Raw genomic sequence first — 20,553 nt, 5'->3', positions numbered from 1 at the left:
ATCCACAAAAGCATCCACAGGCTGTGGAAAACAAATGTTCCTATGTGGATAATCTTTTTAAAAAAATCAGTTGGCTTCATCATTTTGAAAGGGGGTCATTGAATGGAATTACATTTCTGGTGGACGGCATATCCCTATTTATGTGCGGCAATCCTTGTCGTTGGGACCTTTTATCGTTTCGTATTTCGAGGAAAAAGCTGGACTGCACCATCGACGGAAATCTTTGAAAAAAAATGGCTTCGTTACGCATCTGTCATCTTTCACTACGGGATTATTTTTGCCTTTATCGGGCATGTCATGGGGGTACTGATTCCTCTGGAGTTTTATAATGCGATTGGAATCGACGACCATACATATCACTTCTTTGCAATCGCAGGAGGTGGTGTTGCCGGACTCATGGTTGTACTCGGATTATTTTTATTTTTGATTCGGAAATTTGCTATTGAACGTGTTCATGTCCATACATCAGCAGGCAGTTATTTTACGATTATCCTCCTGCTACTAGTTGCTGGTTTAGGTACATACATGACATTGGTGTATAACACAACGGTAGCGGCATATGAATACCGAATTTCAATCGGGCCGTGGTTTCGAAGTCTATTCACACTTAATCCACAACCCGAATTAATGCTCGGAGTTCCAACCCTGTTTAAAATACATGTTATCCTGTCGTTCTTGTTATTTGCATCTATTCCATTTACAAAGCTCGTTCATATGTTCAGTTTCCCATTGCGTTACCCGGCAAGAGCACCACAACAATACCGATCACGCGATGGATATTCAAAAAATACACGTCAAAACTAGGGGAGGCTGATACCTCCTCTTTTTAGGTTTGTATGCTCCTGTTAGTTGAACATGACAGCTAATCTAAATATCACACCCTTCATGGAATTGACAATCATCGGATATTGTTATAAAATTATCTTGAATTCAAGATAAATTAAATTAAGATAATCAAATGGAGAATATTCCACTGTATCTTGTTTGAAAATAAAAATAGATGATGCTAAAGGAGATAGGCTATTATGAAAACTGCAGGAATTCACCATATTACAGCAATCGTTGGACATCCCCAAGAGAATGTTGATTTTTACGCTGGTGTTTTAGGATTACGACTAGTGAAACAAACGGTCAATTTTGATGACCCTGGCACGTACCACTTTTATTTTGGTGATGATGTAGGAAGTCCTGGCAGCATCATTACCTTTTTCCCATGGGCAAATGCGTACCAAGGTAAAATTGGCGATGGTCAAGTTGGCGTTACTACCTATGTGGTTCCAAAAGGAGCATTATCTTTTTGGGAATCAAGACTCACAAAATTTGCTATTTCATATCAGAAAATAGAACGTTTTGGAGAACAATTTCTTCAGTTTACTGACACCCATGGTTTACAACTAGAGCTTGTAGAACGTGAAGAAGGAGCAAACAGTAAGTGGGAATTTGGAGATATAAAAACTGATGTTGCTATAAAAGGATTTGGTGGGGCGATTTTATTTTCCTCACAGCCTGTAGAAACGGAAAATCTTCTAACACTAATGGGCCTAGAGCGGATTGGTGAGGAAGAAGGATATATTCGCTTCAAATCTGAAGGGGACATCGGAAATATCGTTGATGTCAAACAAATACCCGGTGAAAAAGGTAAAATGGGTGTGGGAACAGTTCACCATATTGCGTGGCGTGCGAAGGATGATGATGATCAATTAGAGTGGCAACAATTTATTGCTAAACATGGATATGGAGTTACCGCAGTGCGCGACCGTAATTATTTTAATGCGATTTATTTTAGGGAGCACGGAGAAATTCTTTTTGAAATCGCAACAGACCCTCCAGGCTTTGGCATCGATGAGGACTATGAGAAGATGGGCTCAGAACTAAAGCTGCCCGTACAATATGAACCGCATCGTCAGAAGATAGAAAATGTATTACTACCATTTGAAGTGAGAAGTCTTGATTAACTTTATTCAGTAGAATAAGCCACTTTAAAGTACGTACGTCAAGGCGCATATGATAAGGAGAGATTAAAAATGATTTCAATTGATCCTACAAGAATTTCTGAAAGAGATAATTATAAACTGATGATTGGAAGTATCATCCCGAGGCCAATTGCTTTTGTGACATCAACAACGAAAACAGGGACTCTAAATGGGGCACCTTTTAGTTATTTTAATATAGTTTCTTCCGATCCACCTCTTATTTCATTATCCATTCAACGGAAAGATGGGGACATGAAGGATACCGCTAGAAATATTATAGAAGGAAAAGAGTTTGTTGTTCATATTGTGGATGAAAGCAATGTAGAAAAAATCAATAAAACAGCCGCAAGCCTACCACCAAACGAAAGTGAAATTGAGCTTGCAGAACTAACTCCGGTAGAAAGCACGAGAATTAAAGTACCCGGGATTAAGGAAGCAAAAATCCGTATCGAATGTGTGTTAGAGAAATCCATTGAATTAGGTGGGCAGGCAATGCCTGGTTGCGATTTATTAATCGGAAATGTAGTCCAGTTTCATATTGATGAGGCGCTATTTAGCAAAGGAAGAATCAATCAAGAAAAACTTGGAGCGGTAAGCCGATTGGCAGGGAATTATTATGCGAAAGTAGGAAATATATTTGAAATAGAGAGACCAAAGTAATTATTACTTGTCTCTCTTTCTCTTTGATTTGACTTTTCTTAATGGTCCCCTGGTCTGCTTATCTATTAGCATTTATCCTTTTTTCGGTTTAGGAGTAATTTTTCGAGGTTGATAATTGATATCTTCCGATGAATAAACCGTTACGATTAGTGACCCTCCATAAACCTTTGCCCGAATTAAAATTGGTTGATTATATGTATTTTTAAAAAGAAAATCTGGCCCATACCAGCTAACTGTTGCATCTCTTCCTGGAGGAACATAACCGACACGTTTGCTGTGGGAATAGCGTTCAACGATTTTAACCCCGGCAAGATCGACTGCATTAAATAGGGTGGATGAGGTCTGGCAAATGCCTCCCCCAATACCTTCGATTAATTCTCCTTTGATAATTTCAGGAGCAGGTTGATAACCTCTTGCAGCCGTTCGTTTTCCGACAACTTGATTAAAAGAAAATGTTTCATTTTGAAAAAGAACATAACTATCAATTGCAGCTGCTGAAAGAGCAATATTCGTAGAGCGTTCTTTATTGGATGAATTAAAATGCGTGACGTATTGTCCAATCTTTTTAACTCGAATCGTTGATAAAAGTTCACTATCTACCCGCGGATAAATTCGTTGGATGGGTACTTCTAGGGAATCCCCTTTCCCAAAAAAATGAGAGTAAAACAATTTAGTAAATTTATCTTTATCCAACCTTACACCAACATGTTCTTGTTGGATTTCACCAGATCTACTAATTTTTGCATCCTTTGACTCTTCATATACCTGCTCCTCTAAATAGTTCAAAAAATCCGAATACTTTTTGGTGTTTAGGGTGGGAACTCCAAGCAATGGAATGGAGTATTCAGCTCGATTAACAGTCGCAATCGGTTCTCCTTTATAGGTAATATAGAGATTTTCTTGTGGGTGAAATGGCTGTGCTGAAAAGAAAAGCATCAAAGTCAATAAGAGTTTCACTGTCCCACCGCCTTTTTGAAAACAGCTTTTTTTATAGTATGGATGGTTACTCTAAATTCCATTAATAATGAGGAGATTTTTTTGGCTTTAATATTGTAACAAAATGTTCAAATTCTAAAAAAAACCTGTGATATGCATCACATCAAGCTTTGGAGCGTTTACTTTAAGATAATATTTATTTACAAAAACTTCCTTCCCGATTCTGTAACAACTTTTTAGGATTTTGGTGTTATTATCATTTACACAGTGATAATTAATTTATAGAAATAACTTCACGAAATAAATTAGCTGCATTTTTTCAAGATATTACGAAAAAAACAAGTAGCTAAAAAAATTTTGACAACTTTGTGAAGTTGTACACAAATACAGTGTGACGCACATAGTTGTGAAATAAGAGCATTTAGTTGGGAAAGGAGTACGTTTATGAAAATCAAATGGTTTTTCTTTTCAATGGTTATTACTATTGCCACAGTGCTAACAGGTTGTGAACCATTAGCTGTCCTCGACCCTAAAGGTCCACAGGCTGAACGACAAGCCCGTGATATCCTTCTTTCAATTGGAATTATGTCGGTAGTAGTAATCGTCGTTTTTGCATTATTAATTTATATGCTTGTTAAATATCGAGCTTCAAAAATGCCCGAGGATTATGAGCCACCACATATTGAGGGTAGTAAGTGGGTAGAAGCGATTTGTATCGGGATTCCAATCTTAATTGTTGGTTATCTTTCAGTTGTTTCTGTTCAAAGTAACTACATTGTTGAGTCTGCACCAAAAGGCTACGAGGACCAAGAGCCATTGGTGGTTTATGCTTCGTCCTCGGATTGGAAATGGCATTTTAGCTATCCGGAAGAGGATATTGAAACAGTCAATTATTTATATGTTCCAACAGACCGTCCACTTGAATTCAGATTATATTCTTATGGACCAATCTCAAGCTTTTGGATTCCACAGCTTGGCGGGCAAAAATACGCCATGGCTGACATGATTACAACATTGCATCTTGCTGCGGATGAGCAGGGTGAATTAATGGGACGTAATGCAAACTTTAGTGGTAAAGGATTTGCGGAAAACACATTTAGTGTAAATGTCGTATCTCCAAAGGATTTTGATGAATGGGTAGACGAGGTTAAAGAAACTGCAAAACCTCTTACCAAAGAAAAATTTGATGAACTTTTAGAACCTGGACATCTTGGTCAAATGACATTTACTGGAACTCACTTAGAGTTCTCACCACCGCCTGAGCATGACCATGGCAATATGGATGCAGACGGTGGAGAAAATGCTCACGAAGAACATGACGAGCAGGACAATCATTCAGAGCACGAAAGTCATTGATTCTAAATAGATTTTGAACGTAGATTATTGACTTCATTTGAAAGGAGTAACAAACGGATGGAATTCTTCGAACGTTTTGCGATACCACATCCTAGTCCAGCCATCTATGCAGCGATGGTGGCAATTGGACTTACAGTTATTGGTATTATCGCCGGTTTAACCTATTTTAAAAAATGGGGTTATCTTTGGCGCGAATGGTTAACAACGGTTGACCATAAAAGAATTGGTATTATGTACTTAATTTCCGCTTTACTCATGCTATTCCGCGGTGGGGTGGATGCAGTCATGCTACGTGCACAGCTTGCTACACCTGAGGCAAAGCTGTTAGACGCACAGCATTATAATGAAATATTTTCGACACACGGTGTTATCATGATCATGTTCATGGCAATGCCGTTCATAATGGGATTTATGAACTATGTTGTACCTTTACAAATTGGTGCGCGCGATGTGGCATTCCCACGCTTAAATGCAATTAGCTTCTGGCTATTCTTTATGGGGGCCATGTTATTTAACATCTCTTTCGTAATTGGTGGATCACCTGATGCAGGTTGGACTTCATACTTTCCATTAGCAGGCAATGAATTTAGTGAATCAGTCGGAACGAACTATTATATGATAGCCTTACAGATTTCCGGATTGGGAACATTGATGACGGGTATTAATATGATTTCGACGATTTTAAAAATGAGAGCACCTGGCATGACATTGATGAAAATGCCAATGTTTACATGGTCAACTCTAATTGCTAACTTAATCATCGTAACTGTATTCCCAGTATTAACGGTTGCTTTAGCAATGGGAACAATGGATCGTCTATTCGGAACACACTTCTTTGCAAGTACAAACGGTGGTATGGATATGCTTTGGGCAAACCTATTCTGGGTCTGGGGACATCCTGAGGTTTATATCTTAATTCTACCAGCGTTCGGTATATATAGTGAGATCATATCAACCTTCTCAGGTAGAAACCTGTATGGTTACAAATCCATGGTTGGTTCAATGGTCATTATTTCAGTACTATCTTGTTTAGTTTGGGCTCACCATTTCTTTACAATGGGGCAGGGAGCTGCATCCAATAGCTTCTTCTCAATTACAACAATGATGATTGCTGTTCCAACAGGTGTAAAAATCTTTAACTGGTTATTTACATTATGGAAAGGTAAGATTCGTTTTACTGTTCCAATGCTTTACTCAATTGGATTTATTCCGTTATTCACAATCGGTGGGGTAACTGGGGTAATGCTTGCGATGTCAGCAGCCGATTACCAGTACCACAATACAATGTTCCTTGTAGCACATTTTCATAATACGATTATTCCTGGTGTTGTATTTGCGATGCTAGCTGCACTCACATATTACTGGCCAAAAATGTTCGGATTTATGCTGAATGAGCGAATTGGAAAATGGACGTTCTGGTCACTTTCAATTGGTTTTGTTCTTGCTTTCTTCCCAATGTACATTACTGGACTGGATGGCCAGGCTCGTCGTATGTACACTTATTCTGAGTCTACTGGCTTTGGTCCATTAAACATGGTGTCATTTGTCGGTGCAGGAATTATGGCTATTGGCTTTGTTCTAATTGTGTATAACATTTACCATAGTATTCGCTACGCACCTAGAAATATCGGTAGCGACCCTTGGGATGCACGTACTTTAGAATGGGCAACTCATACACCGGTTCCTGAGTACAACTTTGCGCTAACACCAAGTGTCAATTCGAGTGAACCTTTCTGGGATGATAAGAAAAACAAGCACAAGTTATTCCCAGGTAAAATTGAAAAAATCCACATGCCAAACAATAGTGGATTGCCGTTCATCATGTGTAGCATTTTCTTTGTATGGGGCTTCTCATTCGTATTTGCGATATGGCCACTTTTAATCACTGCAACAATCGGTATTTTTGCATGTATGGCATATCGATCATTTGAAAATGACCACGGTCACTATATACCTGTTGAAAAGGTAAAAGAAACAGAAGAAAAATTAGGAGGTGCTAAGCTATGAAACTAGATCACTCGCAACCTCTTGAATATAGTACGCACCAAAACCAGTTAAATATTTTTGGCTTCTGGATTTTCCTAGGTGCTGAAATTATGCTTTTCGCAACTTTGTTTACATCATATTTTACATTAGAGAACCGCGTCGGCAGCGGTCCATCAGGTGGAGAAATCTTTGAAATCACACCTGTGTTAATTGAAACATTTTTACTTTTAACGAGTAGTTTTACCATCGGTCTTGCTGTTCATGCGATGCGCCTTGGTAGACAAAAGGCCATGGTAGGTTTTTTCGTAGTAACGTTGCTTCTAGGTTTATCCTTCCTAGGCGTTGAAATTTATGAATTTGTACACTATGTCCATATCGGTGCTGGTCTACAAACAAGTGCATTTACAGCAATGTTGCTAACAACGTTAGGAACTCACGGACTGCACGTTACATTTGGTTTATTCTGGGGAACTATGATTATTCTCCAAATTAGAAAAAGAGGCTTAACTGCAGAAACTGCTGGTAAATCATTCATCTTTTCATTGTATTGGCACTTCCTAGATGTTGTCTGGATCTTCATTTTCAGCTTCATCTATTTGAAAGGAATGATGTAATATGAGAGAACTATTTCCAGCAAAACAAGTGATGGGTTTCTTATTCTCATTGATCCTAACTGCTATTGCTTTGGCAGTGTACTTCTTTGACTTATCCTTTACAGCAGGCTTAACAATACTGATTGTTACAGCATTTGTTCAAGCCCTATTGCAACTAATCGTATTCATGCATGCTGGTGAAACAGAGGATCGATGGGCAGTTTACGGTAACGTCTATTTTATGATTTTTATAGCATTAATTACAGTCTTTGGTACACTATTCCTTCTAGTTTGGGATATGTAGTATTGAGATTTAGAGAGTGTCTTCCAAGGCACTCTTTTTTTTGCAAAATAAAAAGCTTAGCCACTTAAGTAGCTAAGCCCATTTATGAACGTCCAATTTCTTTATTCTTGTTTTGTACCTTGTGCTTTAAGCAACATCTCTTCAGATGCGATTAAAAACAGCCCCATTAAAAAGACAAAAATAGCCCCCATAACAGTTCCAATTCCAATCGGTGTTAACACACTGGAACCGCTTCCGAAAAATCCTAGACAAAAAATAATGATACCGGCAATAAGCACTGTTCCCCCAAAATACTTAACAGCCTCAAGCATAGTAGATTTCATTTTTCCTCATCCTCCTACTATAAATTATTCAACACGTTCACAAAATTGTCAAATACTTTTCACTAAATGTTCAAAATTAGATATTGGGATGGAAAATAGGCATTTTTAAAACTGAAGTCGTCCAATGAGCTTTTACAAGATGTATATGATACTATGGTGAAAAATAACCTAAATGAGGTGTTAAAATGAAAATTGAAGTTTGGTCGGACTTTGTATGTCCATTTTGTTATATAGGAAAGCGTCGCTTAGAAGAGGCTCTTGAGCAATTTCCCAATCGTGATCAAGTAGAGGTGGAATTCAAAAGCTTCGAACTAGATCCAAATGCAAAGTTATATTCAGGACAAAGTATTCATGAATTGCTTGCTTCAAAATACGGTACTAGCGTTGCACAGGCACAGCAAATGAATGAAAATGTCGGTCAGCAAGCAGAAGGTGTTGGGCTAAAATATGATTTTGAAAAAATGAAGCATACCAATACCTTTGACGCTCATCGTCTTGCAAAATATGCAGCAACTATTGGGAAAGAAAAAGAATTGACCGAGCTTCTTCTTCATTCCTATTTCGAGGAAGGAAAACTCATCAGTGACCATGATGTATTAGCAGACCTTGCAGAATCTGTGGGAATAGCTCGTGGGGAAGTATTGGATGTACTAAGAGATGAAAAGAAATTTGCGAATGAAGTACGGATTGACGAAGCGATTGCGCAACAAATAGGAGTCACAGGCGTTCCGTTTTTCGTAATCAATCAAAAATACTCCATTTCCGGAGCCCAGCCAACATCGACATTCCTTGGAGCACTCCAACAAGTTTGGAAAGAAGAAAATCCAGCTCCAAAGCTTACGGATCTTTCAAGCAATCAAGGTGCAGTTTGCACTGATGAAAGCTGTGACATCCCAACCGATAAATAGTATGATTGTAGTGCAAAACCCACTCGGGTTTTGCACTATTTCGTTTACTCAAAAAAGAATGGATTCCAACATTACGAATATATAGTAGGGTAATAGGCTGGTAAGCGATTGATTTTGATGGTGGCAACCTTGGACTATCATCAAGACAGGTCTTGTTTTTTTATCGAAAGGAGAAGTTCGTCCTTATGTATATGTATATTGCTATTCTATGTCTCATTTGGGGATTTAACTTTGTTATCATGAAATTAGGAAACGGTGTTTTTCCTCCAGGTGAATTTGCTGCATTGCGATTTTTGGTCGGTTCCATCGTATTAATTGGTCTGTGTTTTGTGAAAAAAATTCCCATTCCAAATAAATCGGATTTGAAGTGGTACGCTTTATGTGGTTTGCTCCAAACAACTTATTTTAATCTTTCTATTCAAATATCGCTTAACTACATTAGTGCAGGTCTTACCTCTGTTCTGATCTACAGTATGCCGCTTTTTCTCTCCATAATGGCCCATTTATGGATCCCTGGTGAACAGTTGACGGCAAAGAAGACATTTGGAATTGTAATAGGAATAGTGGGTATATTTCTCGCGATGAATATCCATTTTGGAGGATCAATTTGGAGTGTGCTATTAGCACTAAGTTCCGCAATTTCTTGGGCTTTAGCTAATTTGCTTTTTAAACTGAAATTAAAACATGCTGACACCATTCAATTTACTACTTGGCAAATGGCGATTGGAGCGGTGGGACTATTAATTTATACTCTTGCGTTTGAAAAGGGTGAATCGCATTGGGGATTCATGTCACTTGGTTATGTGCTGTTTTCTGGTGTTCTTGCCTCTGCCTTAGCCTTTTTATTGTGGAATCATATATTAAGGCAAACAGAAGCAAGCAAAGCCTCAACTTCACTATTATTTGTACCAATTGTAGGAGTCATTTCTGGATACATATTTTTGGATGAAAACATAGGCATTATTACGTTTGCAGGTATTTTATTGGTGCTGGTAGGGATATGGTTTGTAAATAGTAAAAATTCTCATGAAAATCGCGTGAATGTGTCGCGTGAAATTGATAAAGCACTGTAGGATATTCTAGATATAGAAGAGATAAAAGATAGGAGAAGATGATCATGGAAAAAGTAACACCATTTTTAATGTTTCAGGATGGCAATGCAGAGGAAGCGATGAACTTTTATACGTCTTTGATTGAGGATTCTGAGATTACAAGTATTGTTAGGTATGGAGCAAATGAACCTGGAGATGAAGGAACTGTTATGCATGCTACTTTTACGCTAAAAGGGCAAGAGTTTATGTGTATTGATAGTAATATAAAACATCAGTTTACGTTCACCCCTTCTTTTTCAATCTATCTGACTTGTAGTAGTGAAGAAGAAATCGATACGATTTATGAAAAGCTAAAAGAAGGCGGAGGAGAACTAATGCCTCTAGGCAATTATGGTTTCAGCAAGAAATTCGGTTGGCTAAATGATCGCTTCGGTGTTTCTTGGCAATTAACCCTTTTATAAAATCCATTTAGGTAAAGAAAAAAGTAGTCTAGGTAAGGTATATTTGCAATTAACCAAGATGCGTCAATTACGTTGCATTTTTTTACAAACGCTTGGATTCTAAAAATCTAAGCGTTTTTTTGGTTACATTTTCTTCTAATTTTTTTCTCGAAAAGCGTAATTTGTTGGAGTATAATATAATTTGTTCAAAATGTAAGTTATGAACGGTGGCATTTTGAAGTAGTAAAAACTTACATTATAATAAAATTATTGAGTGTTCAAAAAGTTGACAAATCAGAAGCAAGAAAATCAAGGAACGACAGACTTGAGGACCGGATTGTATGTTCTTAATACGTGAGGACCGCAGAGTTCGAGTGACGCAGAGATTCGAAGTTTATCATTTGGTGACTTTTTGAACATCCTCTATAAGATTTAAAAGTTGAAAGCGAGTGTTCAAGATGGGACGTAAATGGAACAATATTAAGGAAAAGAAAGCTTCCAAGGATGCGAATACTAGTAGAATTTACGCAAAATTCGGACGCGAAATCTATGTTGCTGCAAAACAGGGCGAGCCTGACCCTGAGTCTAACCAACAGTTAAAAGTCGTTCTTGAGCGTGCGAAAACATATAGTGTACCAAAACACATCATTGATCGCGCGATTGAAAAAGCAAAAGGTGGTTCAGAAGAGAGTTATGATGAGCTACGTTATGAAGGCTTTGGGCCAAACGGATCAATGGTTATTGTGGATGCATTAACTAATAACGTTAACCGTACTGCATCAGATGTGCGTGCAGCTTTTGGTAAAAACGGCGGAAACATGGGCGTAAGTGGTTCTGTAGCATATATGTTTGATGCAACTGCCGTATTCGGTATTGAAGGAAAAACAGCGGATGAAGTTCTTGAATTGTTGATGGAAGCAGACATTGATGTACGTGATATTCTTGAAGAAGAAGATTCCGTTATCGTATACGCAGAGCCGGAGCAATTTCATGAGGTTCAGAAAGCTTTTAAAAACGTGGGAATTACTGAGTTTACAGTGGCAGAATTAACAATGCTTGCACAAAACGATGTAACACTTCCAGATGATGCAAAAGAAAAGTTCGAAAAAATGATTGATGCACTAGAGGATTTAGAAGACGTTCGCCAGGTATACCACAACGTAGACTTAGGTGAATAAAAATAAGCAGACCTTTGGGTACGGGTTCCCTGACCAAATGTCTGCTTTTTTTGTGGAACGGAACTTGTACTAGTGGTGGGTCATAGGGACAGGCTTGTTGTCCCACGGCAACCGTAATATGACGTAAAAATTTTTTGAAGATTGAAACTTTATATTCGTTTAAGCGTATGTAAGTAGTACAGATTTCCTTTGAGAGGGGGAAGACTATGTATCCAGGAGATGCGATGTTTAATATTGTGCCAATTATAGTAATGATTGGGTTCGTTGTTGTGATAGCACTTGTTATTATTAATACGGGAAAAGGAATCAGTCAATGGAAAAAGAATGAGGATTCACCAAGACTAAGTGTACCTGCCATTGTAAAAACAAAGCGCACACATGTGAGTAGACATACCCATCACCAAACAGAGCCACATCACCACGATTCTATTTCCTCATCCACAAGTTATTATGTTACATTTGAGTTTGAAAGTGGGGACAGGACCGAGTTTAAGGTTTCAGGTAGCGAATATGGTCAACTTGCAGAAGGTGACAGGGGGAAATTAACATTTCAAGGAACGCGCTATTTAGGATTTGAAAGATTGAGAGCTTAAAAGGATTTTGTCGATTTTTCTAGAATTATAGGGTGTAGAGGAGGGACATAAAATGTCAATTGAACAATTTTTAGAGGAACAAAATAAAGCCATTCGTGAATTACATATTACTAGTGCAGAAGCTTCCTGGATGGCAGCTACAACTGGGGACGAAGAGTGGAATGTGAAATCTGCAGAAGCGGATACAGCCTATAGTGTTTATTTTTCGGATGCAGAACGCTTTGAACAAGTGAAAAAATACCTTGAGCAAACCGAGGATCCTGTCCAAAAACGCCAACTTGAAATCTTATATTCAAATATGATTGAAAACCAACTTCCGGAAGATAAGCTGAAAGAAATGGTTCAACTATCAACTGAATTAGTCGGTGTGTTTAATACATTCCGCGCAACGTTAAATGGAGAGCAAATATCAGAAAATGATGTCCGCCAAATTTTAATTAAAAGCAATGACCTTGAATTACGAGAGCAGGCTTGGCATGCAAGTAAGCAAATCGCTAAAGAAATTGAAGAAAAGCTACTAATACTTGTAAAAAAACGTAATGAGGCTGCCCGTTCATTAGGCTTTGAAAACTTTCATCAAATGAGTTTCGCCTCTCAGGAACTTGATCGTGAAGAAATTTTTTCGATTTTTACGAACCTAAAAGAACTTTCGGATGAGCCTTTCCATCAGGTAAAACAGGAAATGGATGAGGAACTTGCAGAACGCTTTGGTATTAAAATAGAAGATCTTCGCCCGTGGCATTATGCAGATCCATTTTTCCAAGAGGCCCCACCTTTAAAAGAATTGGACTTGGATCCATTTTATGATGGGAAGAATCTCGAAGAATTATCAACAACGACTTTTGCGAAGATGGGTATGGATATTTCAGATATGCTACAAAAAAGCGATTTGTATCCAAGAGAGAAGAAAAACCAACATGCATTTTGTACGGATATCAATCGTGAAGGGGATGTGCGCGTATTAAGTAATAATGTGCCTTCAGATTATTGGTCCAACACGATGCTACATGAATACGGGCATGCGGTGTATTTCAAATATATCAACCATAGTCTACCATTCTTATTACGTAGTCCGGCACATACATTAACTACTGAGGCAATCGCGATGTTATATGGCCGTTTCGGAAAAAATCCAGAATGGCTCCAGAAGTTTTTAGGACTACAACAAGAGCAGGTGGATGAGTTAAAGCCAGTAATTGAAAAGTCATTACGTCGCCAAATGCTAATTGCTGGCCGTTGGATTATGACTTTTGTGTTCTTTGAACGCGAACTTTATGAAAATCCTGACCAAGATTTAAACCGTTTATGGTGGAAGCTTGTAAGTGAAATACAATTATTGACGCCACCAAAAAATCAAGATTATCCGCATTGGGCTGCGAAAATTCACTTTACATTAGTACCGGTTTATTATCAGAACTATTTACTTGGGGAGCTCACTACTTCTCAGCTCCAACGCTACATTGAGAAGAATATCTCAACTGATCTTTTTACCGAAAAAGTAGGAGAATTCCTGATGAACGATTTCTTTAAGCCTGGTGCGTTGTATAATTGGAATGAAAAAATTGAAAGAGCCACTGGTGAAAAACTAAATCCACAGCATTTTGTCGATCAGTTTGTTTCAGTGAAGTAAAAAATGAGAGAATTTTTCTCTCATTTTTTCATCAAAAGGAGGATGTGGATGGTTTCTTTTTTTGGTGCGAAATGTGCGATCTGTAAAAGAAAAATAAAGCCTTTACGAAAGTATGTCGATGATAAAGGGTATACAATTAAGGTGTGTATTTCTTGCTCTGAATACGCGGAACGAAGGGCATACAAAATTCGAAGATAAAGAAGGATGAAGTAAGTTGTATTTAACAGTAAAAGAAACAGCAGAATATTTGTCAATTTCAGAGGAACTAGTGAAAAAGCTCATTCAGGAAAAAAAGGTGCGAGCATTATTTGATGGTGAGCAGTATCTACTTAATAAAGACCAATTTAATGCCACGATGGAGCAACTTGAAAAATACAAAAAGCTCTACGAAGAATGGCTCAACGAACCAATTCCTGAGGACATCGATGTAAAAGACGAAGATTAAGGGTGGGTCGCGGGGACAGGTTCCACGTCCCACCATCTCTTTACAGAGGATAATTTTTACCTATCCTTAATATCCCTTCTGATAATCCACAACGTTCTTCGGCAACACTCCGCCTTGAGCGTAGCTCTTCAGATTTGGAATAAAAATATCCTCCATGACACGCTTCGTGTAGTGTTCAGTTGAACCAGATGTATGTGGTGTCACAATTACATTTTCAAATTCCCACAGTGGGTTATTCTCATCAAGTGGCTCTTTTGTGAATACATCCAATCCAGCGCCTGCAATCTCACCAGAACGCAGTGCTTCAATCAAATCTTCCTCCACGACAATCTCGCCCCGTCCTATATTAATGAAGAATGCAGATGATTTCATTTGCTTAAATTCATGAGCACCAAATAAATGACGTGTCTCATTCGTCAAAGGCAATGTCACAACCACGTAATCACAACGTGGCAGAACTTCGGACAATTGTTCAGTCGTATACATTTCATCAACAAATTCCTCTTCGCGTCCTGAATGACGAACGCCGAGCACGGTCATTCCAAATGCCTTTGCAATTTTGGCGGTTTCTTTACCGATATGACCCACACCCAAAATACCAATTGTTTTTTCGTGCATTTCAAGTTTCATATCAGCATGGTGCCATTTTTTCTGTTGCTGATTTTGAACATATGTATGAATTTTTCTCGTTAACCCGAGCATTAATGCAAAAATGGTCTCTGAAATCGGGTATGCATGGACTCCATTTGCGCTCGTAAGAAAAATTTCTTTCTTTTCCATAGCTTCAAGTGGCATGCTATTGACTCCTGCACTCCAGCTTTGCAACCAACGAAGTTTAGAATCAGCATAAACGCAATGCTCGGCAATTTCCTTTTTCCAGCCAACAATGACTTCAGCATCTTTTAAATGCTCTAACCAAATAGACGGATCCCGTCCAGCAACAATCTCCCAGTTAGGAACGATTGTTTTAATTTGATCCAGATGAGACTCTTCGATATCTTGTGTAATAACTAGCTTTGACATGTTGCTCCCCCAATACCTGAATTGATTTAATTTTATAATAATACAGACTGGCTCGCATTACCAGTGGGACATGGGGACAGGTTCCGCGTCCCACCATATTTTTACAGGGACAGTGTACCTGTCCCTCCGTCCCAGAACGTATCAAATTTTGACTAATTTTTGATGGAAATGTGGCAAAAAAGGGAACTTCATTAATTTGTGAAATATTTCACATGACAGCGGGTTAGACCCATTGTATGATGAGGGTGTAAAGAAGTTTGTTCAGTAGTGAGCAAACGAAATCTTAATCAAACTAATATTAAAACACCTTTCAATGGAGGTCATGAATGATGAAAGCATGGGCTGGTTTTAAAGAAGGTAAATGGCAAAAAGAAATTGATGTTCGAAATTTTATCGTAGAAAACTTTACACCATATAGTGGGGATGATGCATTTTTACAGGGACCAACAACTGCGACTCAAGCCCTTTGGGACCAAGTTATGGAATTAACCAAACAGGAACGTGAAAATGGTGGAGTCCTTGATATGGATACAAAAATAGTATCAACCATTATTTCACATGGCCCTGGTTACCTCAATCAGGACATAGAAAAAGTGGTAGGTGTCCAAACGGATAAGCCATTTAAACGCTCACTTCAACCGTTTGGTGGAATTAGAATGGCGGTTGATTCTGCGAAATCCTATGGGTTTGAGATTGATGAGGAGATTGTAAAAATTTTTACTGAATATCGTAAAACGCATAACCAAGGTGTGTTCGATGCCTATACACCAGAAATGAGACTTGCTAGAAAGGCTGGAATTATTACCGGACTACCTGATGCATATGGTCGCGGAAGAATCATTGGCGATTACCGTAGAGTGGCCCTGTATGGTGTCGACCGACTCATCGTAGAAAAGAAGAATGACCTTTTTGAAACCGGAAATGGAACCATGTCTGAAGACATCATTCGTGACAGAGAAGAAATTTCTGAACAAATTCGTGCTCTCCAGGAATTAAAGGAGCTTGCGCTGTCCTATGGGTATGATATTTCAGAACCAGCAACAAATACAGTAGAAGCCTTTCAATGGTTATATTTTGCCTATTTAGCTGCGATAAAAGAACAAAATGGTGCTGCAATGAGTTTAGGACGTGTGTCGACATTCCTAGATATCTATATTGAAAGAGACCTAGCCAACGGAACTTTATCTGAGCTAGAAGTGCAGGAAATTGTTGACCATTTTGTAATGAAGCTACGACTTGTTAAGTTTGCTAGAACACCTGACTATAATGAACTTTTTAGTGGTGACCCAACGTGGGTAACAGAATCACTAGCAGGTGTCGCACTTGACGGACGGCCATTGGTTACGAAAAACTCTTTCCGTTTCTTGCATACATTAGACAATCTGGGCCCAGCACCAGAGCCAAACTTAACTGTCCTTTGGTCTGTGAAACTACCAGAAAACTATAAAAAGTACTGTGCAAAGATGTCTATTAAAACAAGCTCTATCCAATATGAAAATGATGATATTATGCGTGAAACGTATGGCGATGATTATGGTATTGCATGTTGCGTATCAGCAATGGCAATTGGAAAGCAGATGCAATTTTTTGGAGCAAGAGCGAATCTTGCAAAAGCATTACTATATGCAGTCAATGGTGGAATCGACGAAAAACTAAAAGTCCAAGTAGGACCAACCTACGCACCGATTACCACCGAGTATTTGGATTATGAAGAAGTCATTCAAAAATATGATGTGATGCTCGAATGGCTTGCAGGGCTTTATGTAAACACATTGAACATCATTCACTATATGCATGATAAATATAGCTATGAACGTTTGGAAATGGCGCTTCATGATCGCGAAATTTTACGAACTATGGCATGTGGAATTGCGGGGCTATCTGTTGTGGCCGATTCACTAAGTGCGATTAAACATGCAAAAGTAAAAGCGATTCGTGATGAAAATGGAATTGTTGTAGATTATGAGATTGAGGGAGATTTCCCGAAATACGGCAACAATGACGACCGTGCCGATGACATTGCAGTTGAGCTAGTGAAGCGTTTTATGACCAAAATCAGAAAGCACAAAACGTATCGTAACTCTGTTCACACTCAATCCATTTTAACAATCACATCTAATGTTGTGTATGGGAAAAAGACAGGTAACACACCAGACGGTCGTAAAGCAGGGGAACCGTTTGCACCAGGTGCAAACCCACTTCATGGTCGAGACACAAAGGGTACACTTGCATCCTTGAGCTCTGTTGCAAAACTGCCATATGAATATGCCTTAGATGGAATCTCTAATACTTTTTCTATTGTTCCAAAAGCTCTTGGAAGAGAGGAAGAAGCAAGAATTAGTAACCTTGCTGGCTTACTTGATGGATATGCACTGAAAAAAGGACACCATCTAAATGTGAACGTCTTTGACCGTGAAACGTTGTTAGACGCCATGGAACATCCTGAGCTATATCCACAATTAACCATTCGTGTATCAGGATACGCCGTGAATTTTATTAAACTAACAAGAGAACAGCAAATTGATGTTATCAACCGGACATTCCACGAAAGCATGTAAGGATGTAAGAAAAGAGGAGGACGAGAAGCATGAACGGACGCATTCATTCCATAGAAACCTGTGGAACGGTAGATGGACCAGGACTACGTTATGTTATTTTCACTCAGGGGTGTTTGCTCCGTTGCCAGTTCTGCCATAACCCAGATACGTGGAAACTAAATATGGGGAAGGAAATGAGTGTTTCAGAGATTATCACTGATATCAAAACCTATCTTCCTTTTTTCCAAGCATCAGGTGGTGGAGTGACTGTAAGTGGTGGTGAGCCCTTGCTTCAATTAGATTTCTTAATTGAGCTCTTCAAAGAATGTAAAAAGCTTGGGATTCACACCACAATCGATAGTTCTGGCGGATGCTTTACTCGTATGCCTCATTTTATGGAGCGTTTGGAGGAGCTTCTCACACTAACCGATTTAATTTTACTTGATATTAAGGAAATCAATCCAGTGAAGCATAAGGAATTAACCGGAATGAACAATGACCATATTCTAGACTTTGCTCAGTATTTATCAGATAAAAATATTCCTGTTTGGATTCGTCATGTGTTAGTTCCAACCATTAGTGATAATGACGAGGATCTTATGAATTTATCAACGTTTATAAAAACCTTAAAAAATGTTCAAAAAATTGAGGTTCTTCCGTATCATAAGCTCGGAATGTACAAATGGGAAAGCCTTGGTCTTGAATACAAACTACAAGGTGTTGAGCCCCCAACCGAAGAACGTGTAAAAAATGCAGAAAGAATTTTAGAGTTATAGGGACAGGTTCCGCGTCCATCCCACCATCTTTTACAGGTGAAGTAAACCTGTCCCTTGAGAGTATGAACATCGTTTTCATACTCTTTTTTTATGCAGGAAAAAGAAAAGTTTCTGAGAATTTGTAAAGGGATGATATATTTTAAAATGATTGAAACAAATTTAGAGTTGAAACGACTTATTCTTGATGGGGGGCGAGGCATTGGAGAATATGTCATTCGATATAGAAAAAATCTATGACACGTATTATCGGGATGTGTATCATTTTGCACTGTTTTACACAAACAACAGACAGGAAGCGGAAGACATTACACAGGAAACCTTTATTAAAGTTATGAAAAACATAGGAAGCCTACAAAATCCAGAACGAATAAAAACATGGATTTTCTCGATAGCAAAGCACACTGCAATTGATCTGAAGCGAAAACAAAAATTTATTCAATTTTTGCCAGACTGGATTTACGAAAAAGAATCAGAGGAAGCTACACCGGAAAAGAAAGCCATTCAAAAGAATGAATGGGAAGAACTACAAGCAGCACTTGTAAAGGTAAAGCCTACCTTTCGTTCCATCATCATTTTACGAGGATTAAAAGAGATGTCTATTAAAGAAACGGCTGAAATTATGGGGTGCAGCGAAAGAAAAGTACGCGTCGATTACCACAGAGCCATTCAACAAATGAAAAAGCATGTTCAAGTACGTGAGGAAGGGTGGGGGCTCAATGAACAATCGAAATGATGAAAAATGGTTACAGCCCTTAAAAAATCGTCCTGATTTAGAGCCAAATCCAGTTTTTGTGAAAAGTCTGAAAGAAACCTTGAGAGAAAACCATTCATTAAAAAGAAGAAATTTTTCAGGGCTAAAAATTTGGCTCCCACTTGCATTATCAGTCTTTTTGTTTTCCATTATAACGGTGTCCTATGTAACGAATAGTGGTCAAGAACATGGAAAGAAGGAGCATGTCGAAACAGAGGAAACTTCACATGTAGTTACCACAAACTTTGATACGTTGGTAGCGGAGAATCCTGCATACCAACAATTTTATGACGCAGTCTTTAAGGTTACCGGAATAGAAGAAGCCAGTAAGCTAGTTATTAACTTTTTCGAAGCGTTGCATGTGGAAGATGAGGAATTTCTTAAGAAAAACGTGTTTTTTGTGGCAAATCCGGAAAAAGAAGTTGAAGTGTTACTTGATTTTTATAAAGGAATCGATGTGAAAACGGTAGCTGTTCATTCGTTTAAGGAGAGCCAGTCTGAACCAAGTGTAGAAATTGTCTTTTCATATAAACAAAATAATAAGGAAAAGCTACACCACATTCATGTTAGCTATTGGGAAGAGGGAAAAGTGGAAATCTATGCACCACTAGATGAATATGTCCCAGAAATCAAAAATGATCTTGAACTAAATGAGCAGGAAAGGGAGGCATATGAAGCATTCAAAGTTGACCATAATCCTGAAGCATTAAGAAATCTCGGGCCGATTAGTGTAGCGAAAATGTATCTCCAAGCCAATGCTGATGACGATCAGGAAACCTCTTATGCCCTGTATACAACGAGACAGGACCGAATTATGTGGTCAAAGGAAGAAGATAAGAAGTACTGGGAACAAGAAACGAGAGACCCTGAAAATGATAAGAAGTCCTTTTACGGATTAGGTTCAGGAACCTTCCAACAAGAAAATGAAAATGAAGGGTACATCTTATACCGTAACAAAAATGGAGACCAGTTCTTCAAAATGATAAAAGATGAAAACGGGGTTTGGAAGGTAGCTTTTATGCCAATTCAATAGGGACACGGAGACAGGTTCACGACCCAATATATCTACTTTGGGACAGTGAACCTGTG

At 38.5% G+C, this 20,553-nt stretch carries 21 protein-coding genes; 18 read left to right on the top strand and 3 right to left on the bottom strand.

Features of this window, described 5'->3' with window-relative positions; genetic code table 11:
* Window positions 1–102 precede the first annotated feature (102 nt).
* The 3 genes from narI (at window position 103) to BTHG_RS16575 (ending at window position 2,633) form a co-directional block, all read left to right on the top strand.
* Window positions 103–804 carry a respiratory nitrate reductase subunit gamma gene (gene narI, locus BTHG_RS16585; RefSeq protein WP_010677856.1) on the top strand — a complete coding sequence of 234 codons (702 nt, stop codon included), beginning with the start codon at window positions 103–105 and terminating at the stop codon, window positions 802–804.
* 221 nt (window positions 805–1,025) lie between these two features.
* Window positions 1,026–1,955, top strand: coding sequence for a ring-cleaving dioxygenase (locus BTHG_RS16580; protein ID WP_010677855.1), 930 nt, complete (start codon window positions 1,026–1,028; stop codon window positions 1,953–1,955).
* A 69-nt stretch (window positions 1,956–2,024) separates the two neighbouring features.
* Window positions 2,025–2,633 carry a flavin reductase family protein gene (locus BTHG_RS16575; protein ID WP_010677854.1) on the top strand — a complete coding sequence of 203 codons (609 nt, stop codon included), beginning with the start codon at window positions 2,025–2,027 and terminating at the stop codon, window positions 2,631–2,633.
* 72 nt (window positions 2,634–2,705) lie between these two features.
* Here the strand turns inward: BTHG_RS16575 and BTHG_RS16570 are convergent, their stop codons facing one another.
* Window positions 2,706–3,569: a VanW family protein gene (locus tag BTHG_RS16570; RefSeq protein ID WP_042342181.1), complete on the bottom strand. Its 864-nt coding sequence runs from the start codon at window positions 3,567–3,569 to the stop codon at window positions 2,706–2,708.
* 444 nt (window positions 3,570–4,013) lie between these two features.
* Between BTHG_RS16570 and qoxA the strand changes: the two genes are divergently transcribed.
* From qoxA to qoxD, 4 genes are read left to right on the top strand one after another with little or no spacing between them, the layout of a single operon-like run.
* On the top strand, window positions 4,014–4,925 hold the full coding sequence (gene qoxA / locus BTHG_RS16565; protein WP_010677852.1) for a cytochrome aa3 quinol oxidase subunit II: 912 nt from the start codon (window positions 4,014–4,016) through the stop codon (window positions 4,923–4,925).
* Between the two features lie 57 nt (window positions 4,926–4,982).
* Window positions 4,983–6,932, top strand: coding sequence for a cytochrome aa3 quinol oxidase subunit I (gene qoxB / locus BTHG_RS16560; RefSeq protein WP_010677851.1), 1,950 nt, complete (start codon window positions 4,983–4,985; stop codon window positions 6,930–6,932).
* Window positions 6,929–7,525, top strand: coding sequence for a cytochrome aa3 quinol oxidase subunit III (gene qoxC, locus BTHG_RS16555; protein ID WP_010677850.1), 597 nt, complete (start codon window positions 6,929–6,931; stop codon window positions 7,523–7,525). The genes qoxB and qoxC overlap by 4 nt, the downstream gene beginning before the upstream one ends.
* 1 nt (window position 7,526) lies before the next feature.
* Window positions 7,527–7,808 carry a cytochrome aa3 quinol oxidase subunit IV gene (gene qoxD / locus BTHG_RS16550; RefSeq protein ID WP_010677849.1) on the top strand — a complete coding sequence of 94 codons (282 nt, stop codon included), beginning with the start codon at window positions 7,527–7,529 and terminating at the stop codon, window positions 7,806–7,808.
* Window positions 7,809–7,909: 101 nt separating this feature from the next.
* On the opposite strand, the gene BTHG_RS16545 is transcribed toward qoxD, so the two are convergent.
* Complete coding sequence (locus tag BTHG_RS16545) at window positions 7,910–8,131, bottom strand: hypothetical protein (protein ID WP_010677848.1); 222 nt, start codon at window positions 8,129–8,131, stop codon at window positions 7,910–7,912.
* 185 nt (window positions 8,132–8,316) lie between these two features.
* Here BTHG_RS16545 and BTHG_RS16540 point away from each other — a divergent pair, with 185 nt between their 5' ends.
* The 7 genes from BTHG_RS16540 (at window position 8,317) to BTHG_RS16505 (ending at window position 14,377) form a co-directional block, all read left to right on the top strand.
* The gene (locus tag BTHG_RS16540) at window positions 8,317–9,039 is read left to right on the top strand and encodes a DsbA family oxidoreductase (RefSeq protein ID WP_010677847.1); all 723 of its coding nucleotides are present in this window, start codon (window positions 8,317–8,319) and stop codon (window positions 9,037–9,039) included.
* Between the two features lie 185 nt (window positions 9,040–9,224).
* Window positions 9,225–10,112, top strand: a complete 888-nt coding sequence (locus tag BTHG_RS16535) for a DMT family transporter (protein WP_010677846.1) — start codon at window positions 9,225–9,227, stop codon at window positions 10,110–10,112.
* A gap of 44 nt (window positions 10,113–10,156) precedes the next feature.
* On the top strand, window positions 10,157–10,552 hold the full coding sequence (locus BTHG_RS16530; protein WP_010677845.1) for a VOC family protein: 396 nt from the start codon (window positions 10,157–10,159) through the stop codon (window positions 10,550–10,552).
* A 437-nt stretch (window positions 10,553–10,989) separates the two neighbouring features.
* Entirely contained in the window at window positions 10,990–11,709 is a 720-nt protein-coding gene (locus tag BTHG_RS16525; protein WP_010677844.1) for a YebC/PmpR family DNA-binding transcriptional regulator, read from the top strand.
* Between the two features lie 206 nt (window positions 11,710–11,915).
* Entirely contained in the window at window positions 11,916–12,302 is a 387-nt protein-coding gene (locus BTHG_RS16520) for a DUF2500 domain-containing protein (protein WP_010677843.1), read from the top strand.
* A gap of 52 nt (window positions 12,303–12,354) precedes the next feature.
* Window positions 12,355–13,932, top strand: a complete 1,578-nt coding sequence (locus tag BTHG_RS16515; protein WP_010677842.1) for a M2 family metallopeptidase — start codon at window positions 12,355–12,357, stop codon at window positions 13,930–13,932.
* A gap of 214 nt (window positions 13,933–14,146) precedes the next feature.
* Entirely contained in the window at window positions 14,147–14,377 is a 231-nt protein-coding gene (locus tag BTHG_RS16505; RefSeq protein ID WP_010677840.1) for an excisionase family DNA-binding protein, read from the top strand.
* A 66-nt stretch (window positions 14,378–14,443) separates the two neighbouring features.
* Here BTHG_RS16505 and BTHG_RS16500 read toward each other — a convergent pair whose 3' ends face one another.
* Window positions 14,444–15,400, bottom strand: a complete 957-nt coding sequence (locus tag BTHG_RS16500) for a D-2-hydroxyacid dehydrogenase (RefSeq protein ID WP_010677839.1) — start codon at window positions 15,398–15,400, stop codon at window positions 14,444–14,446.
* Window positions 15,401–15,729: 329 nt separating this feature from the next.
* On the opposite strand from BTHG_RS16500, the gene pflB reads away from it, so the two are divergent.
* The 4 genes from pflB to BTHG_RS25935 all read left to right on the top strand — a co-directional run bounded on the left by pflB (window position 15,730) and on the right by BTHG_RS25935 (window position 20,497).
* On the top strand, window positions 15,730–17,958 hold the full coding sequence (gene pflB, locus BTHG_RS16495; protein WP_010677838.1) for a formate C-acetyltransferase: 2,229 nt from the start codon (window positions 15,730–15,732) through the stop codon (window positions 17,956–17,958).
* A 29-nt stretch (window positions 17,959–17,987) separates the two neighbouring features.
* Window positions 17,988–18,713, top strand: a complete 726-nt coding sequence (pflA, locus tag BTHG_RS16490) for a pyruvate formate-lyase-activating protein (RefSeq protein ID WP_010677837.1) — start codon at window positions 17,988–17,990, stop codon at window positions 18,711–18,713.
* Between the two features lie 208 nt (window positions 18,714–18,921).
* Window positions 18,922–19,446 (top strand): RNA polymerase sigma factor, encoded by a 525-nt coding sequence (locus BTHG_RS16485; protein ID WP_042342179.1) that lies wholly within the window; start codon window positions 18,922–18,924, stop codon window positions 19,444–19,446.
* Window positions 19,430–20,497, top strand: coding sequence for a hypothetical protein (locus tag BTHG_RS25935; RefSeq protein WP_010677835.1), 1,068 nt, complete (start codon window positions 19,430–19,432; stop codon window positions 20,495–20,497). The genes BTHG_RS16485 and BTHG_RS25935 overlap by 17 nt, the downstream gene beginning before the upstream one ends.
* The last annotated feature ends 56 nt before the right edge of the window (window positions 20,498–20,553 follow it).

This window comes from Bacillus timonensis (assembly GCF_000285535.1).
Lineage (GTDB): Bacteria > Bacillota > Bacilli > Bacillales > Bacillaceae_L > Ferdinandcohnia > Ferdinandcohnia timonensis.
Note: the sequence above shows the minus strand (reverse complement) of the source record. Positions and strands in the feature narration are given on the sequence as shown.

What these genes read in the sequence shown, in the direction of transcription:
- narI (WP_010677856.1), top strand. Translation starts at nt 103, where the DNA reads ATGGAATTACATTTCTGGTGGACGGCATATCCCTATTTATGTGCGGCA.
- BTHG_RS16580 (WP_010677855.1), top strand. Translation starts at nt 1,026, where the DNA reads ATGAAAACTGCAGGAATTCACCATATTACAGCAATCGTTGGACATCCC.
- BTHG_RS16575 (WP_010677854.1), top strand. Translation starts at nt 2,025, where the DNA reads ATGATTTCAATTGATCCTACAAGAATTTCTGAAAGAGATAATTATAAA.
- BTHG_RS16570 (WP_042342181.1), bottom strand. Translation starts at nt 3,569, where the DNA reads ATGCTTTTCTTTTCAGCACAGCCATTTCACCCACAAGAAAATCTCTAT.
- qoxA (WP_010677852.1), top strand. Translation starts at nt 4,014, where the DNA reads ATGAAAATCAAATGGTTTTTCTTTTCAATGGTTATTACTATTGCCACA.
- qoxB (WP_010677851.1), top strand. Translation starts at nt 4,983, where the DNA reads ATGGAATTCTTCGAACGTTTTGCGATACCACATCCTAGTCCAGCCATC.
- qoxC (WP_010677850.1), top strand. Translation starts at nt 6,929, where the DNA reads ATGAAACTAGATCACTCGCAACCTCTTGAATATAGTACGCACCAAAAC.
- qoxD (WP_010677849.1), top strand. Translation starts at nt 7,527, where the DNA reads ATGAGAGAACTATTTCCAGCAAAACAAGTGATGGGTTTCTTATTCTCA.
- BTHG_RS16545 (WP_010677848.1), bottom strand. Translation starts at nt 8,131, where the DNA reads ATGAAATCTACTATGCTTGAGGCTGTTAAGTATTTTGGGGGAACAGTG.
- BTHG_RS16540 (WP_010677847.1), top strand. Translation starts at nt 8,317, where the DNA reads ATGAAAATTGAAGTTTGGTCGGACTTTGTATGTCCATTTTGTTATATA.
- BTHG_RS16535 (WP_010677846.1), top strand. Translation starts at nt 9,225, where the DNA reads ATGTATATGTATATTGCTATTCTATGTCTCATTTGGGGATTTAACTTT.
- BTHG_RS16530 (WP_010677845.1), top strand. Translation starts at nt 10,157, where the DNA reads ATGGAAAAAGTAACACCATTTTTAATGTTTCAGGATGGCAATGCAGAG.
- BTHG_RS16525 (WP_010677844.1), top strand. Translation starts at nt 10,990, where the DNA reads ATGGGACGTAAATGGAACAATATTAAGGAAAAGAAAGCTTCCAAGGAT.
- BTHG_RS16520 (WP_010677843.1), top strand. Translation starts at nt 11,916, where the DNA reads ATGTATCCAGGAGATGCGATGTTTAATATTGTGCCAATTATAGTAATG.
- BTHG_RS16515 (WP_010677842.1), top strand. Translation starts at nt 12,355, where the DNA reads ATGTCAATTGAACAATTTTTAGAGGAACAAAATAAAGCCATTCGTGAA.
- BTHG_RS16500 (WP_010677839.1), bottom strand. Translation starts at nt 15,400, where the DNA reads ATGTCAAAGCTAGTTATTACACAAGATATCGAAGAGTCTCATCTGGAT.
- pflB (WP_010677838.1), top strand. Translation starts at nt 15,730, where the DNA reads ATGAAAGCATGGGCTGGTTTTAAAGAAGGTAAATGGCAAAAAGAAATT.
- pflA (WP_010677837.1), top strand. Translation starts at nt 17,988, where the DNA reads ATGAACGGACGCATTCATTCCATAGAAACCTGTGGAACGGTAGATGGA.
- BTHG_RS16485 (WP_042342179.1), top strand. Translation starts at nt 18,922, where the DNA reads ATGTCATTCGATATAGAAAAAATCTATGACACGTATTATCGGGATGTG.
- BTHG_RS25935 (WP_010677835.1), top strand. Translation starts at nt 19,430, where the DNA reads ATGAACAATCGAAATGATGAAAAATGGTTACAGCCCTTAAAAAATCGT.